The 15,739-nt window shown below is 42.6% G+C and carries 16 protein-coding genes; all 16 read left to right on the top strand.

Annotation, left to right across the window (positions count from 1 at the left end):
- The first annotated feature begins 19 nt into the window (after positions 1–19).
- Positions 20–1,147, top strand: coding sequence for a hypothetical protein (locus H7844_05210; GenBank protein MEO5356681.1), 1,128 nt, complete (start codon positions 20–22; stop codon positions 1,145–1,147).
- Between the two features lie 257 nt (positions 1,148–1,404).
- Positions 1,405–1,914 (top strand): shikimate kinase, encoded by a 510-nt coding sequence (locus tag H7844_05215; GenBank protein ID MEO5356682.1) that lies wholly within the window; start codon positions 1,405–1,407, stop codon positions 1,912–1,914.
- Positions 1,915–1,919: 5 nt separating this feature from the next.
- Positions 1,920–3,002, top strand: a complete 1,083-nt coding sequence (gene aroB / locus H7844_05220; protein MEO5356683.1) for a 3-dehydroquinate synthase — start codon at positions 1,920–1,922, stop codon at positions 3,000–3,002.
- 150 nt (positions 3,003–3,152) lie between these two features.
- Positions 3,153–4,058 (top strand): signal recognition particle-docking protein FtsY, encoded by a 906-nt coding sequence (ftsY, locus tag H7844_05225; protein MEO5356684.1) that lies wholly within the window; start codon positions 3,153–3,155, stop codon positions 4,056–4,058.
- A 3-nt stretch (positions 4,059–4,061) separates the two neighbouring features.
- On the top strand, positions 4,062–5,225 hold the full coding sequence (locus tag H7844_05230) for a type III PLP-dependent enzyme (protein ID MEO5356685.1): 1,164 nt from the start codon (positions 4,062–4,064) through the stop codon (positions 5,223–5,225).
- Positions 5,226–5,247: 22 nt separating this feature from the next.
- Positions 5,248–6,081 (top strand): polyamine aminopropyltransferase, encoded by an 834-nt coding sequence (gene speE / locus H7844_05235; protein MEO5356686.1) that lies wholly within the window; start codon positions 5,248–5,250, stop codon positions 6,079–6,081.
- A gap of 42 nt (positions 6,082–6,123) precedes the next feature.
- Complete coding sequence (locus tag H7844_05240; GenBank protein MEO5356687.1) at positions 6,124–6,810, top strand: SprT-like domain-containing protein; 687 nt, start codon at positions 6,124–6,126, stop codon at positions 6,808–6,810.
- Between the two features lie 40 nt (positions 6,811–6,850).
- Positions 6,851–7,741 carry a hypothetical protein gene (locus tag H7844_05245; protein MEO5356688.1) on the top strand — a complete coding sequence of 297 codons (891 nt, stop codon included), beginning with the start codon at positions 6,851–6,853 and terminating at the stop codon, positions 7,739–7,741.
- Entirely contained in the window at positions 7,738–9,096 is a 1,359-nt protein-coding gene (locus H7844_05250; protein MEO5356689.1) for a YchF/TatD family DNA exonuclease, read from the top strand. Before H7844_05245 ends, H7844_05250 begins: the two co-directional genes overlap by 4 nt.
- A gap of 35 nt (positions 9,097–9,131) precedes the next feature.
- Positions 9,132–9,383, top strand: a complete 252-nt coding sequence (locus H7844_05255; protein MEO5356690.1) for a hypothetical protein — start codon at positions 9,132–9,134, stop codon at positions 9,381–9,383.
- A gap of 867 nt (positions 9,384–10,250) precedes the next feature.
- A complete protein-coding gene (locus tag H7844_05260; protein ID MEO5356691.1) occupies positions 10,251–10,361 on the top strand; it encodes a transposase in 111 nt (36 codons plus the stop codon).
- A gap of 1,030 nt (positions 10,362–11,391) precedes the next feature.
- The gene (locus H7844_05265; protein ID MEO5356692.1) at positions 11,392–12,168 is read left to right on the top strand and encodes a nucleotide-binding protein; all 777 of its coding nucleotides are present in this window, start codon (positions 11,392–11,394) and stop codon (positions 12,166–12,168) included.
- A gap of 108 nt (positions 12,169–12,276) precedes the next feature.
- Positions 12,277–12,513 carry a transposase gene (locus H7844_05270; GenBank protein ID MEO5356693.1) on the top strand — a complete coding sequence of 79 codons (237 nt, stop codon included), beginning with the start codon at positions 12,277–12,279 and terminating at the stop codon, positions 12,511–12,513.
- A gap of 19 nt (positions 12,514–12,532) precedes the next feature.
- Positions 12,533–12,682 carry a hypothetical protein gene (locus tag H7844_05275; protein ID MEO5356694.1) on the top strand — a complete coding sequence of 50 codons (150 nt, stop codon included), beginning with the start codon at positions 12,533–12,535 and terminating at the stop codon, positions 12,680–12,682.
- A gap of 198 nt (positions 12,683–12,880) precedes the next feature.
- The gene (locus H7844_05280; protein ID MEO5356695.1) at positions 12,881–13,708 is read left to right on the top strand and encodes an ABC transporter permease; all 828 of its coding nucleotides are present in this window, start codon (positions 12,881–12,883) and stop codon (positions 13,706–13,708) included.
- An 11-nt stretch (positions 13,709–13,719) separates the two neighbouring features.
- Entirely contained in the window at positions 13,720–15,735 is a 2,016-nt protein-coding gene (locus tag H7844_05285; protein ID MEO5356696.1) for an ATP-binding cassette domain-containing protein, read from the top strand.
- The last annotated feature ends 4 nt before the right edge of the window (positions 15,736–15,739 follow it).

The following is a 15,739-nucleotide window of genomic DNA, read 5'->3' on the forward strand; positions in this document are numbered from 1 at the left end:
TGTGTAAAGAGGTGACTTTATGGTTAGGAATAAGAGGTTATTAGCATATCTGGTAATGCTGGCGTTGTTGGTTTCCTTAGGAGGAGGGTGTGGAGGCGGAGCCGGTGAAAGCACAACAAGCGGCACATCTTCAGGCAGCTCATCCACTGAAACCACTACAACCGCAGGTACCACAAGTGTTACAACGTCTTCCACAACGACGACAACTTCCTCAGGCTCAGACAACACTACAACAACAACAGTGCTCCCTGATAATGCCACAGGCACGCTGCAAAGCTCAGGATTATCGTATGCGTTAAATGGCGTTAAATATGACACTTTTAAGTACAGTAATTTTGTAGTAGTCGGCGACTGGCAGTCTCAGGTCAGCTGCAACGGTGCTACAACAGACAGAAACACTATACTTATATCAACAGACGGTGATACATGGTACCAAACAGGTGAGTGTCTCGATAACAGTACGGGCACTTCTAATATAGCTAACTTCTATGGAGTTGCCTATGGGTATAATCCCTTTATTGTGGTAGGCTCACAAGCTACTATTGCCTCCTCCTCTTCTTCTTTAAGCTGGATTACCGTCAACCGTAGTGCTACTTTGGGTAATCTCTATGGGGCGGCTTACGTCAACAGCACTTTTATAGCAGTGGGTGCAAACGGAAACATACTTACCTCAGCCGATGGTACAACATGGTCGTTATCTAGCAATGTCACCTCTAATAATCTTTACAACATAACCTATGCAAACGGCACATTTTATGTAGTAGGCGAATACGGCACACTTCTAACCACCACAAACGGTACGACATGGACCACTCAGTCCACAGGCACAAACAACGCACTTTATGATATAACTTATGCCGGAGGAATTTTCTTAATAGTGGGTGAAAACGGCACTATACTGACCTCATCAGACGGCACCACGTGGACAGCACGCAGCAGTGGAATTCAGCAAAACTTAAACGGTATTTCCTATGGTAACAATACATATTACGCAGTAGGTACAAATGGTATTCTACTGACCTCCACAGATGGCAGCACATGGACGGTTAAAACCTCGCCAACTTACAATACACTCAATCAGATAGCTTTTGGCAACGGTAAGTTTGTAGCGGTAGGTGAGGGCGGAACTATTGTAACGCTGCCGTAAGCGTGTGGTTCAGGCTTTATGGCATATTATAAGGAATATCTTAGAGAAAACCCGGCTCCCCTCCCCCCCTTGCGGGGGAAGAGTAGAGTGGGGGGTAAGACTTCTTATGACATCTTTCCCCAGCCTCTGCCATCAGGGAAGGTGTGGCCTGAAAAAACATCTTGTCAAAGCAGGGGTGTAAGACACACCGTGTTAAGAGGTGTATTTATAATGAGTGATTATGATTTATTGGTGATACCACTATCTCGGAGGACAGAGTGAAAAACATTGTATTGACCGGCTTTATGGGAACCGGTAAGACCACCGTAGGTAGAATTCTTGCCAAAGAACTGGGCATGAAGCTTGTGGATATTGATGAGGAGATAGAGACGGAAAACGCATTGTCCATCTGTGACATATTTAAAGAATATGGCGAACTTGCCTTCAGGGACAAAGAGACTGAAATGGCCAAAAAGGTTTCAGCTAAAGGTGGGCTAGTCATATCAACCGGCGGAGGAATTGTGCTGAGGGAAGAAAATATAGCCTGTTTAAGACAAAACGGTCTTATCGTCTGCCTTATGGCAACACCCGAGACTATCCTTCAGCGCACTAAAGGCACCACAGACAGGCCTCTCCTTAAAGTTGAAAATCCATATGAGAGAATAAAGGAACTACTTGCACAGCGGAGTGCTTGTTATCGCAGTGCAGATATAGCAGTTGAAACGGATGGTAAAAGCCCTGTGGTAATAGCACAGGAGATAACAGAGTACTGGAAAACGGTGTGTTGAGACCTATGGAAAGCCTGTGTTTAGATTTAGGGCCGAGAAGCTATGAGATTATAATAGGCAGTGGTGTCATAGACAATGTGGGCAGGCTGGCGTCACAACTGAGGTTAGGGCGGAAGATTTTCGTGATAAGTAATCCCACCGTTTTTTCGATTTACGGTGCAGGGGTTATCAATTCACTTGATGAGGCCGGCTTTGACACAGGCTGCGTTCTTATTCCTGATGGTGAGGAGTATAAGGACATCAGTTGGGTTTCCTACATTTTAAGCGAATTGCTCAGGGGCGGGCTTGACAGGAAGTCGGCACTTGTTGCCCTTGGGGGCGGCGTGGTCGGGGATATGACCGGCTTTGCAGCATCCGTCTATATGAGGGGCATCGACTATATTTCGTTGCCGACAACACTTCTTTCTCAGGTTGACAGCTCTGTCGGCGGTAAAACCGGAGTGAACCATCCCATCGGCAAAAATATGATAGGCACTTTTTATCAGCCTCGCCTTGTTGTTATAGATACTGATACTTTGCAGAGCCTTCCCATACGTGAAACCATAAGCGGCATAGGCGAGGTAATTAAATACGGAGTAATCAAAGACAGAGATTTTTTTTATTATTTAGTAAACCACAGGGAACAGATTCTTGCCAAAGAATACACTGCTATTTCACACATTATAAGCCGCTCGTGCCGGATAAAAGCCGAGGTTGTGTCTCTTGATGAGAGAGAGACGGGGCTGCGGGAGATATTAAACTTTGGGCATACCATCGGACATGCCATAGAGTCGGTTACCGGCTACAGAACGTATCTGCACGGAGAGGCTGTGGCAATTGGTATGAATATGGAGAGTAAGCTGTCTGTTAAATTGGGTATTTTTGATGAAAAGCAATCATATGATATTATGGACTTAATAGAGAGTTATGGGCTACCGGTTTCAATTGACTCAAACAAAATTAGCGTCAAAGCGCTGCTTGACGCTATGAATTACGATAAAAAGGCGGAAAGCGGTAAGCTGAAATTTGTGCTGCCCGAAAAGATTGGCACGGTAAAAGTGCTCAAAGGCATAAACAGTGAGGATATTGAGGCGGTGTTAAGGAGCTAAGATATGTTTATGAAGTTAAATCCGGTAAGAAATTTTCAGCCATTGAGGGATGCAGGGGAAATGACTGAATTGCCGCTTGCAGACGGCAATAACAGGTAAAAAAACATAAAAAACAAGGATTTATATTGAGTTTCTTATTAGGAGGACGTCATGGGATTTGTTGATACACTTAAGTCCGGTTTAAAAAAGACCAGAGAAACTCTTTTTATGGACGTTGAGACGCTTTTTTCAGGCAAGGCTGTAACAACTGAAACAATAGAGGCTTTTGAAGAGATACTCTTTACCTCCGATATAGGGGTGAATGCGACAACGGAGATAATAGAGGGGCTGCAACAGGAATTTAAAGCTGGAAAAATAAAAAAAGCAGACGATATAAAGGACTATTTAAAGGCAGTGATGAGCTCCATACTGGGGCTTCCACAGCCCTTTGTCTTATACAGCGAGAGGCCGTTTGTAGTGTTTTGTCTGGGAGTAAACGGAGTGGGTAAAACCACAACAATAGGCAAACTTGCCTCCAGGGTAATAGCGCAAGGGCACTCGGTCATGCTTGCGGCAGCAGATACTTTCAGGGCGGCGGCCATAGAGCAGCTGGATATTTGGGCGGCACGCTCAGGGGCCTCAATTGTAAAACACCAACACGGCTCAGACCCTGCCGCTGTGGCTTTTGACGCTGTTGAGGCTGCCAAGGCCAGAGACATTGACCTGGTTATCGTGGACACTGCCGGGAGGCTGCACACTAAAACACACTTGATGGAAGAGCTTAAGAAAATCAAAAGAGTAATAGGAAAATCCATCAAGGGCGCCCCTCATGAGACTCTTCTTGTTGTTGACGCTACAACCGGCCAAAATGCACTTGCGCAAGCAAAGCTCTTTAATGAGGCCGTAGGTGTTACCGGTATAGCGCTGACCAAGATGGACGGCACTTCAAAGGGCGGCATTGTGCTGGCAATTAAAAAGGAACTGAATATTCCAATACGTCTTATAGGGGTTGGAGAGGGAATCAATGATTGCCAGGATTTTATCCCTAAGGACTTTGTAACTGCTTTGTTTGATTAAAATATGGTTAAGACATTTAATATAGACGAATCACTGGCAAAGCTTGTAGATAAGACGACATTTCTAAAAACTCTGAACTACATTGACTCTGTTGAAGTGAAAACACCGGTACTTGTAATAGATGGTGATAAACTGAGAAGAAATGTAGTTAGTATCGGCAGGGGGATAAACAACTCTAAGGTTTTTTATGCCGTTAAGGCTAACCCTTCCACAGAGGTTTTGGGTTTTCTGGAGCGTACCGGTGTGGGTTTTGAGATATCCTCGATGGGGGAGTTAAACATGCTGGCGGCCCTTGGTGTGGCCCCTCAGAGGATAATATCAAGCAATCCGGTTAAGATTCCTGATTTTATAACAGCCGCTTACAACTATGGCATAAGGTTGTTTTCTCTGGATTCACCTGCTGAGGTTAAAAAAATGTCGGCGCTGGCTCCGGGCAGCAGTGTCTATATGCGGTTGTCAGTTCCCAATGAGGGCAGTGAGTGGCCGCTAAGCAGAAAATTTGGAGTGGAAATAGAAGAGGTTTTTTCTCTGATTAAAATGTCCGCAGACTATGGCCTAAACCCTGTGGGAGTCACTTTTCATGTGGGGTCGCAGTGTAATAACATATACAACTGGAATATAGCGGTAGATAAGGCGGGGCATGTCTTTGATATGGCCTCTGCGGCAGGGATTGTGCTCAGTGTGCTTAATATCGGGGGCGGTTATCCGATAAAGTACACGAGGGACGTTCCGGGGGTTGAAAAAATTGAGCAGAATATAGATACTATTATCAGGCAAAGATTTAGTGCGGATGTGGAGATTTATCTGGAACCTGGACGCTCTATGGTAGGGGATGCAGGCATTATGGTATCAAGGGTGACGGGGAAGGCGCAGAGACTAAACGAAAAATGGCTTTATATAGATGCCGGTGTGTTTAACGGGCTAATGGAGAGCATAGGAGGGATTAAGTACAGTTATATTGTTGAAACGGCTGCACATACCGCCGCTAAGCAGCAATGGGTACTTGCCGGCCCCAGTTGTGACAGTTTTGATGTTATAGATAAAAACGTGTATCTAAATGAGCCTGAGCCCGGGGATGTGATACTTGTACTTTCCGCAGGGGCATATACGGTTTCCTATGCGTCGGAATTTAACGGCTGTGCTATTCCAAGTACTGTTATTATATAGATAAAAGGAGGTAACATTTAAAATGATAAAATTTATCGAGCAGGAACCATACTCACCGATAGCCCACACATATGAGGTGCAGAGGATTCTGCACAAGGAAAAGAGCAAATTTCAGGAACTGACGGTAATAGAGAATCCATTTTTCGGCCGTATGCTTTTGCTTGACGGCATTGTGCAGATTACAGAGCGGGATGAGTTGTTTTACCATGAGATTTTGACTCAGGTAGTGATGCACTCCCACCCTGACCCTAAGAGGGTGGTTGTAATAGGCGGGGGCGATGGGGGTGTGGTGAAAGAGGTGCTTAAACACAAGAGTGTGGAGAAAGTCTATTTTGTTGAAATAGATGAGGCGGTTATCAGAGTTTCCAAAGAGTTTTTCCCTGAGGTGTCCTCCTCTGTGGATGATCCAAAGGTAGAGATAAGAGTTATGGATGGTGCTGAGTTTGTCAGAAGTGTTAAAAATATAGATATTACGATAGTTGATTCCACAGATGTCATAGGTTTTGCAAGAACGCTGTTTACGAAGGAGTTTTTTGAAAACGTGAAAAGCTCGATGAACTCAGACGGCATGTTTGTCACTCACACGGAATCGCTTCACTTCCACAAGGACATTGTAATTGAAATGCAGGAAAACCTTAAAAGAGTCTTTCCAGTGGTAGATCTTTACACCCAATGCATAGCTACCTATCCGGGCAACTGGTGGGCTTTTGCTGTTTCCACAAACGGCCTCAACCCGCGGCAAATGAGACGGCCTTTTGAGATTGAAACCAAATACTATGACGATGAAATACATGAACGCCTCTTTGTGACAAAGAAATTTTACAACAAGCTAATCAACAGAGAGCTTAAGTGGTAACACCAGAACTTAGATAAATCATGGTTCAGAATTTAGATTACTATGTTTGACGGCATACCGGTAGAGATTGATAGTTTTAACAGATTAAAGAGCTGTCTTGAAAAGACCACGTCCATGCCGGTTAATCTTACCATAACCGATAACTCATCAAGTCTGCTTACAATAAACACTATAAGCAAAACTGTTGTGGTAAGAGCGCACAGAATGTTTCTGGGCGCCCCGGACGGTGTAATCAAAGAAATCGCCCTGATTGCAACAAACAAGAAAAAAAAAGCAGTTGTTATAAAGAAATTTATAAACGATAATGCCGGCTCTATAAAAGCTCCTTCTGTAAACCGTAAAAGAACAATTATTACAAGGGGTAATTTTCATAATTTGCGGGAAGTGTTTGATGCTCTTAACAGCACGTATTTTCAGGGGAGCATCAGCTGTGCCATAACGTGGGCAAAGCGCACATCACAGGGTATAGCCAAAAGGCGGCGGCTCGGAAGTTATAATTCTAAGGACGGTGTTATTTCCATAAATCCGGTACTTGATAAACCTGTTATTCCGCAATACCTTGTGGAGTATATTATTTACCATGAAATGCTTCATGCCGATATCGGCGTAAGGGTGGAAAACAACAGACGCTCCGCACACTTCAGGGAATTTAAAGAGACAGAAAGAAAATTTAAGGATTATGAGCGGGCGGTGTTGTTTATAAAAAATAATTTTAATTTATTTCATTAAAGGTTTATTAAACAGCTCCTGCACTTAGCTGTGCTCTTTTATGATAAAAATATGTTATTATTACCAAGTGGCTAAAAATATTGATTTCATACCCCTTGCCAAGGACTCTTTCCTTGCAATAAGGAAAAACTCATTAATAATTACCCCGACGATAATATCCTCTCTGATCTTATCCATGTTCACATATAAGTATCTGGGGCCGGGAATAACGAAATTAGCCGCACAGCAGGCAAGTACTCAGGACTTGACTCTGCTTAAAGAACTTGTCGAGAAATTTGTTACAATATCATTTGTGAACTTTTATATACAGATGTTTGTTCATGCCCTGACTCTTGTAATGGCACGTGATGTTATTGAAAAGGGAACCTTCGGCTATTTGGCAGCAATTGTGGCGGTTGTAAAAAAATTTTATTCACTGCTGTTTTCCGGAACTCTCTTTGGTATTCTTTTTGTTGTTGGAGCAATGCTGCTTATTGTTCCGGCAATACTTGTCAGTTTCTTTTTTATGTTTACATATGTTGCGATAATAAAGAGCGACATGCACTCTTTCACCGCAATAAAGGAAAGTATAAAACTGGTAAAACATAACCTAAATGCCGCCTTTTCAGTCTATTTAACCCTCCTTACATCAGCTGTCACCATATCTGTGGTAAATGTACTGTTTAGCCGTGCAATGGAGAGTATTTCAGAGACAAATGCCTTGTACAATTTTTCAAACAGCGTACTAAGCGGAATTCTGTCGGGGCTGCCACATGAAAAATACGAGAGAGTGTTAAATGTCATTAACAACACTCCCTCCTACTTGGCCATAGCGATAACGACCATACTTATCGGAATTGTAATGGCATTTATAGCGCTTATGATTATAAAAGCCCATGATGTTATAAAACACGATGACGAAAACCCTGCCGTATCGGAGGCAAACCTATGATAGATACCCATTGCCACCTTGAGATGCCGCCCTTTGAGGGTGTTGTTGATGAGGTGGTAAAAAGGGCGGCCGAGGCCTCTGTAACGACACTCATAACGATTGCCTCAGATGTTGCAAGCAATGAAAGAAGCAGGGCTATTGCCGAACTTTATGAAAATGTCCGGTTTACAGTTGGAATTCATCCCCATGAGGCTAAGGACTTAAGCGCCTCAGTATATGAAAAGCTGCGGTCACTGTGTAAACATCAAAAGTGTGTGGCAATTGGTGAGACAGGCCTTGATTACTACCACAACCACAGCCCCAAAGATGTGCAGCGGCAGGCTTTTGCCATGCAGATGGAGCTGGCTGAAGAGACAGGGCTGCCTTTAATAATTCACAGCCGTGAAGCCTCAGAGGACACCATCGGGATGCTTAAGGAGCACAAAGTGGCAAGGGGGGTTTTGCACTGCTTTACGGCGAATGCTGAAATCGCCAAAGAGGTAACCTCGATGGGATTTTATGTTTCATTTTCCGGTACTGTGACATTTAAAAATAATCCTGATGTTGAAAAAACCGTAAATGCTGTAAGTGACAACTATCTGCTTATAGAGACCGATGCGCCATACTTAGCCCCTGTTCCGTACAGAGGTAAGAGAAACGAGCCTGCCTATATAATTCACACTGCCGCGAGGATAGCCGGCCTAAGAGGAATCTCAGTAGAGGATGTTGACAGAATCACCACGCTAAACGCTCAAAATCTGTTTGGCCTTAATAAGCCTTCACATGACGGTAAAATCGCCTATCAAATAAGGGATTCGCTTTATCTCAATATGACTAATTCCTGCACAAACCACTGCACGTTTTGCCGGAGAACCGTAAATGCCACGGTAAAGGGGCATAATCTGAGCCTTGAGCATGACCCCTCGGCGGAGGAGTTGGTATGTGCCATGGGGGATCCGGCAAAATTCGATGAAGTTGTATTTTGCGGTTATGGCGAGCCGCTTCTTAAACTGGAGAATGTCAAAACAGTGGCAAGGTACATAAAGGATCGTGGCGGCAGGGTACGGATTAACACAAACGGGCTCGGTAACATAATCCACAAACGCAACATAGTTGTTGAACTATCAGGTCTGGTTGACAGAATCTCGATAAGCCTCAATGCTCAGGATGAGGAGACCTACAACAGGCTCTGTGTACCGTCCGTTGAAAACGCTTACGAGGGTGTTTTGGATTTTATACGTCAAGCCAAAAAACACATTCCTGATGTCACCGTGTCTGTTGTTGACGCCCCGGGGACAGACGTTGCACGATGTAGGGAGATTGCCCGTGAGCTTGGAGTAAACTTCAGGCTGCGCCATCTTAATATGCTGGGGTAGAGAGGGGATTGTTTGATGGTGAACTTAGAGGTAAAATGGCTGGGAAACAAGAAGGGTTACTTGAAGGTGAACTGAAAGGATTACTTGAGGGTAAGCGTGATGGGTTACTTGAAGGCATTGAATTAGGACTTGAGCTCAAATTTGGTTTAGTTGGGCTTGAGCTAATGAATATGATTAGAGCCATAGATACTGTAGATAAATTGGAAGAGTTTAAAAATCTTATAAAGAAAGCCAATTCACTGGATGAACTGAGGGAGTTTTTGGGGTGCGACATGAAGTCGCTTTAATTACCTTAAAGCTTTATAAAATAAGGACTTCACCCTGTTTTCCGTAGCAGGTAGCTTAGTCTGGCAAGCAGAGGTGGTAACGCATCTGTTTGAAGCCCGGACGACAATGTAACCCGTTAACTCCAACCCGTGAGGAGAGGAGGAACAACTGATAGCATCAATCAGTAGGGTGCTAAGCTTCAGATGGTATGCTTAACATAAGTGAACTGCCGTAAACGCCGTGACTCCTGAAAGCCAAAGATGCTGAGAGGCTTCGACCAAAAGGTGAATGGGTGGTTGGCATTCTCCCAAATAATGTTACACGGACATGAAACCCATCGGTGTATAGGCAGAAGCTAACCCATCAGCATGCAATTTTAGCGGAACATGGTAAGCCCGATTAGTCGCTGTACACAACAGCAAAGTAAGCGTCAAGTTAACCCCATCTTACAAAAAATTAAGTAGAGGTGTCATACTTGAGCGAAAAAAGAGGGGGCACGGTATGGCAAACAAGACAAAGAGACAAACGAAAGAGTTGTCACAACAATTTTGGAGTGAACATGTTAATGCATGGAGTAACAGCGGAGTAACACAGGCGTAATACTGTAGAGGGCATAATTTGGGGTTAAAATCATTTGGATTTTGGAAAGGGAAACTGAGCTGGTCTTCATTAGAGCCTGTATTTCATCAAGTACGAATAGTGGCGGAGCAAAATAAAGAGAGTGTATGCCTATCTCTCAATCTGCATATAGGTTCAAAGTATCGGATAGAGGTACAAGATAATTTTAATCCTCTGGTCTTACAGAAACTTTTGAGGGCATTGGAGGGGCTATGATGTATTAAAGGAGCTCAAATATTCGGGTGTATTTGGCCTCAGGGAGTACAGATATGCGCAAGTCAATAAACGGGTTATCATTACCTGTGGAGCGGTCTTTAAATCTTGATCCATTTTCAGGCTATCTGTTTGTATTCATCAATGAGAGACGAACGATAGTATAGATTTTGTATTAGGACCGTAACTGTTTTTGTCTATGGCAAAAGCGCTGTAGTGCCCTGCTTTTTCGCTTTTTTCTTTTATTTCAATATGTTAGCTCTCTCAAGTGATGAAGTCAGGATTTTTATAATCCACTATACTTCTCAGATTCTGTGTAACTGCCATCATCTTTAAATGATATACATTTATCCCTGTGATTATTAGCGCCTCCGGTATGTGGTGGATTCCCTAAAGCAAATTCGTCCTCAGTTAAGTTGGGGTTGAGGTGTTGTTTAAAATATCCATAAATATTGTAGATTATACCCTATAGTGTTTTTACTTTCTTCTTTGAATTGTTTGGTTATAACATTATTCTTTAAATATGTTGCTTTTTTGACAAATTGGATAGCGGGGTTTGGGGTCCCTTCCCCACGGCCCTCCCCGTCTCATACATTTTCCACAGCCGAAAGGTTAAAAACGTCACCCGCAGGGGCGTAACAATGTGGAGCAATTTTCAGAAGGAAAATTTGACATTTTTAGCTAATTGAAGGCTACTCTTTTTAAGCGACAGGGACTGCTTCTTTTTTTTCTACACACTCTAAACGTTATAGAACCTAAAAACAGAATATCCCACTAATTGCTTCAATGCTTTTTAAGCCTCACCGAGAATTGCTGCATTACGATTCGCTTTTTTGACAAAACCACAAGTCTGGTAAATAATTTATCATGCAAATTATAGAAAGAGATTTCTCATGACTTAATGGAAATTATTTATGGAGAGGAAATCATGGCAATTCCACATAGTAATCTTTTATAATTAAGCTTAGAATCGTAGTTTAGACCAACAAGGTTTTATGTGTAATGTTGCTTATGGAGATTTTAGGAGCTGTCCCCTTTATCTGGCATTACAGATAAAATTATACTTGGTGTGCTAAAAAAAGGAAATTAAATGACGACTGTAATTTCGAAAGTATTTAAGGGAAAAATGAGGGACAGGTTAATTTATTGTCAATGACAGTTAGATCAATTTATGAATTTAAATAAAAAGGATAGCAAATGAATACAACGGATCACTTGGTCAATAAGATAATTAATGAAGCCTTAGCAGATATTTATTCCCGAATCACATTAGCCGATACATCGTCTATGCCCATAGATGATGCTTTATTTCTTAGAATGATCGGCATAAATATTAATGATTGGCATGATCGTTTGCATAAGAAATTGGATCCAATTCTTGATTGTAGCTCCATTCAAGAACAGGATAAATTATATACTGCTGCACTTTCATTTTTAGAAAGCGAAAATAAATTAATTAGACTCAACATGGATAAAGAAAATAAAATTTGTGTTACTATTACTCCGAAAGGTGTTGCTTTCTTCGAGAATAAGAAAAAACAAGGGAATATGATTTTTATTGTCCACGGACACAATGAGGCAAATAAGTACGAATTAAAGAGCTTTTTATCAGAGTTAGGCCTCAATTCGATAATCCTTCATGAACAGGATGACAGAGGACTCACCATAGTAGAAAAATTTGAGTTTTATGCCAAAACATGTAGATTTGCTTTCGTTCTTCTGACCCCTGATGATGTTATCCCTCAAGGTTTAGATAGTACCGAGAAGAAATGGAGAGCTCGTCAAAATGTGATTATGGAGTTAGGCTGGTTTATGGGTGTATTAGGCCGTGAAAATGTTGTTATCCTATATAAGGAGGGGGATATCGAAATTCCTTCCGATATCAGCGGAGTCCTCTATTTGCCTTTTACTGTTAGCATACTTGAGGTCAGTGAGAAAATACGGAAAAGACTAACTGGTGCAGGATTAATTTAAAGCAGACAAAGGGGTCAGGTCTTGCAATGACACAAAATGCTCTTCTGAATAGAATTTCCTGGTGGGGAATCGGAGAATTTAAACAAAGAGCTAAAGATTGGATTTGGTATGGAACAGATGCCATGCGGTCAGTGCAATGCAAATGCGATATTTTTCAGAATAGGAGTGATAGCGTACAATCTCTTTGTGGGTTTTAAAATGAAGACATGTCCGGAGAGCTGGTCTAAACACACGATAAGTACATTAAGGTGGAAGATGATACAGGTAGCAGGGCGGATAGTGAGTCATGCAGGACAGGTAATTCTGAAATTAGCAGTTGGAATAAAACAACTTGGTATATTTTAAGAGATACGGAGGAAAACTTTTGAATATAGCCTGTTATGTAGTGGCTAAAAAAAGCTATGGGAAAGATGGAAAAAAGAAAATACAGGGAGAGTCATGTTCAAAAACATATAAAATGATAAAAATCCATATTGATTTTAGTATTGTTGATGAAAAAATAAACTTTTTATAGTAGAAAAAATGGATAATCTGCTGTGATCTGAATTTTCTGCTCAAAAACCACTTTTAACGGGCTACAGGTTTTTCTATATCGGATTTCGGGTGGAAAGCCATTCTTTTATTTTTTATTCCGGATGTGATATGATATTCATTGATGGATTCTGTAAAAAATATAAGACAGGTTTTTCATTAGAAATCTGTATATATTATTATGTCTGATAAAAGGGAATTTATAGTTGCACCGGCTAAGAGGTTTATAGCGGATGTAATAAATAACAGATATATGCTGTGGTGTCTTGTTGTAAGGGATATCAAAAGCCGCTACACGGGGTCCTTCATAGGGTTTTTCTGGGCGGTTATTCAACCAATTGTTACTGTTATTACTTATACCTTTGTGTTTTCCTTTGTCATGAGAGTGCGACTGGGAGCCGGTGCAGGTTCAGGGAGCTTTGTTTTGTGGCTGCTTTGTGGTTTAAGCCCGTGGTTGTTTTTTTCCGAAAACCTTAACCGCTCAATAGGGATTCTTAGTGAAAATAAAAACCTTATCACCAAAAGCCTTTTTCCGTCTGAGCTGCTGCCCCTAAGCGTTGTGTTGTCTAATCTTGTCAACCATCTTATCATGGGTGCCATAATTATTATCGCTGTCCTTATCTTTGAAAAACGCCTCACCCTGCTTATTTTATATCTTCCGGTTTATCTTTTTTTTCTGAGTCTCGCCTCACTTGGAATCAGTTGGCTCATTTCAAGCATTAATGTTTATGTCAGGGATATCGGGCAGATCATCACAGTGTTTATCAACCTTTGGTTTTTTTATACCCCGATTGTGTATGAATCGTCCATGGCTCCGGCTAATTTGCAGTTTTTTCTTAAACTTAACCCCATGTATTATGTCGTTGACGGCTATCGTCTGGCGCTTCTTGGCATTGACCATCCCCACTGGAAAGGTTTTCTTATTGTGGGAACCACCAGTTTCATAGTCGGCATTGCAGGAGCACTTGTCTTTAAACGTCTCAAGCTTGATTTTGCCGAATTGTTATAGGAATACAGCACTTGAATAAATCGATCACTGTTGACAATGTCAGCAAAAAATACAGAATATTTTCATCTCCCAGGGATCGGCTTAAGGAGCTGTTTCATCCTAAAGGGAAAAAATACCACCACGAGTTTTGGTCCCTCAGAAATGTCACCTTTGATGTTGACAAGGGTGAGGCAGTGGGGATACTGGGCAGAAACGGTTCAGGGAAAAGTACACTGCTTCAGATTATCTGCAGCATCATAAGGCCGACCGGGGGACAGGTCATAGCCAATGGCAGGATTTCTGCGTTACTGGAACTCGGAGCCGGCTTTAATCCTGAATTTTCAGGCCGTGCCAACGTCTATATGAACGGCGCCCTCATGGGATTTACCAAAGAGGAAATGGATGAGCGCATGGAGACTATTGAGAAATATGCGGACATCGGGGAATTTATAGACCAGCCTATGAAGATATACTCAAGCGGTATGTATATACGGGTGGCCTTTGCTTGTGCCGTTAATGTTAAACCGGATATCCTGGTTGTAGATGAGGCTCTGGGTGTGGGAGATATCTTTTTCCAGCAAAAGTGTTTTAATACCATAAGCGATATAATAGGCGGGGGGACAACTTGCCTGTTTGTATCACATGACCTCGAGGCGATAAGAAAGCTCTGCAGCAGGGCTGTGTTGCTCAAAAACGGAGAGGTGGACTACATTGGGCCGGCTGTTGAGGCGATAAGCCGCTATGCCGGGTACTTTGACCCGAAACGTTCCAATAAAAAACTAACCGCCGACACAGTATCACCCTCAACGCATGGACTTATGAGCCCTGAGGAAATCATCGCCGGCAATGTTATCCCTGAGGGAACCCCACGGCACGGCACAGGCGGTGGTGCGGAAATCGCCGCTCTCAGAGTTACCAACAAGGACGGTCTTGATACATTTGCCGTGGATATGATGAGCTCTCTTATGTTTAACTTTCTGATTAGGGTTAAAGAACCGGTATCAGACTTAAATGTAGCTGTCACACTGTTTGACAGAATGGGAAATTTCATCTTCGGCGGCGGCCCCAGACAAATAGGAATGCGCCTTCCGGATATGCAGCGAGGAGCATCTTTTGTTGTTTGCATTGAATTGCAATTTACAGTCAAGCCTGGCGAGTACACCTTTGGTGCAGGGGTTTCAGAGCCGACATACAACACTATTGACGAGGTGTTTACACACGACAGGGTGGATTCTTTGGGGCCGTTGACAGTTACCCATAACCCTGCTTTGATGCTGCCGTTTCACGGTATTGCCTTGCTTGCGAGTAACATCTGGTTTTCAACTCCCAACATACCCGGAAACATTATTATAACAGGAACTAACGATGCCGCACAGGGGATGTCAGGCGCTGAGAGCACCTCAGACCTGGCCCTGTCTGTACAGGAAATATTTCAAAAATTCCGTCCCCTGAGAATCATTGAAACAGGCACGTATCAGGGCCTTGGTTCAACTACAATTATCACGTCGGCTCTCAGAGACTATGGCCATGATGATGCCATATTTTATTCCATAGAGGTAAACCCGCAACACCACAAAGCCGCTGTTTCAAATCTTACCGGCAACGGCCTCATAGGTAAGGTCAGGTTGTTAAACGGCCTCTCTGTACCCAGAAATATCGTTCCATCTAAAGACGAAATTGATGATAAATTTGTTAAACACCTCCAATACACCGGTATATTTGTTGACTACGAGGAAAATGAGCGGGTTGAGATGTATTTTAAAGAAACCGATTTCCCGGACCTCCCTGATGACTTACTCGGAAAATGTCTCTCCGAGTTTTCTTATAAGCCGGACTTTGTTGTCCTTGACAGTGCCGGCCATATGGGTTATGTTGAGTTTGAGTATCTGATAAAACGGCTTCCCGCCCCTTGTATTATAGCCTTAAAAGATTGTTTTGCCGTTAAACACTACAAAAGCTTTCTCCATATAAAATCAGATCCCAGGTTTGAGGTTCTTAAAGTATCGGAAGAAAAATACGGCTTTTGTATTGCAAGGTTTACGCCATAGAAGG

The sequence above is a fragment of the Nitrospirae bacterium YQR-1 genome, from assembly GCA_039908095.1.
In the GTDB taxonomy this organism is placed as follows: domain Bacteria; phylum Nitrospirota; class Thermodesulfovibrionia; order Thermodesulfovibrionales; family Magnetobacteriaceae; genus Magnetomonas.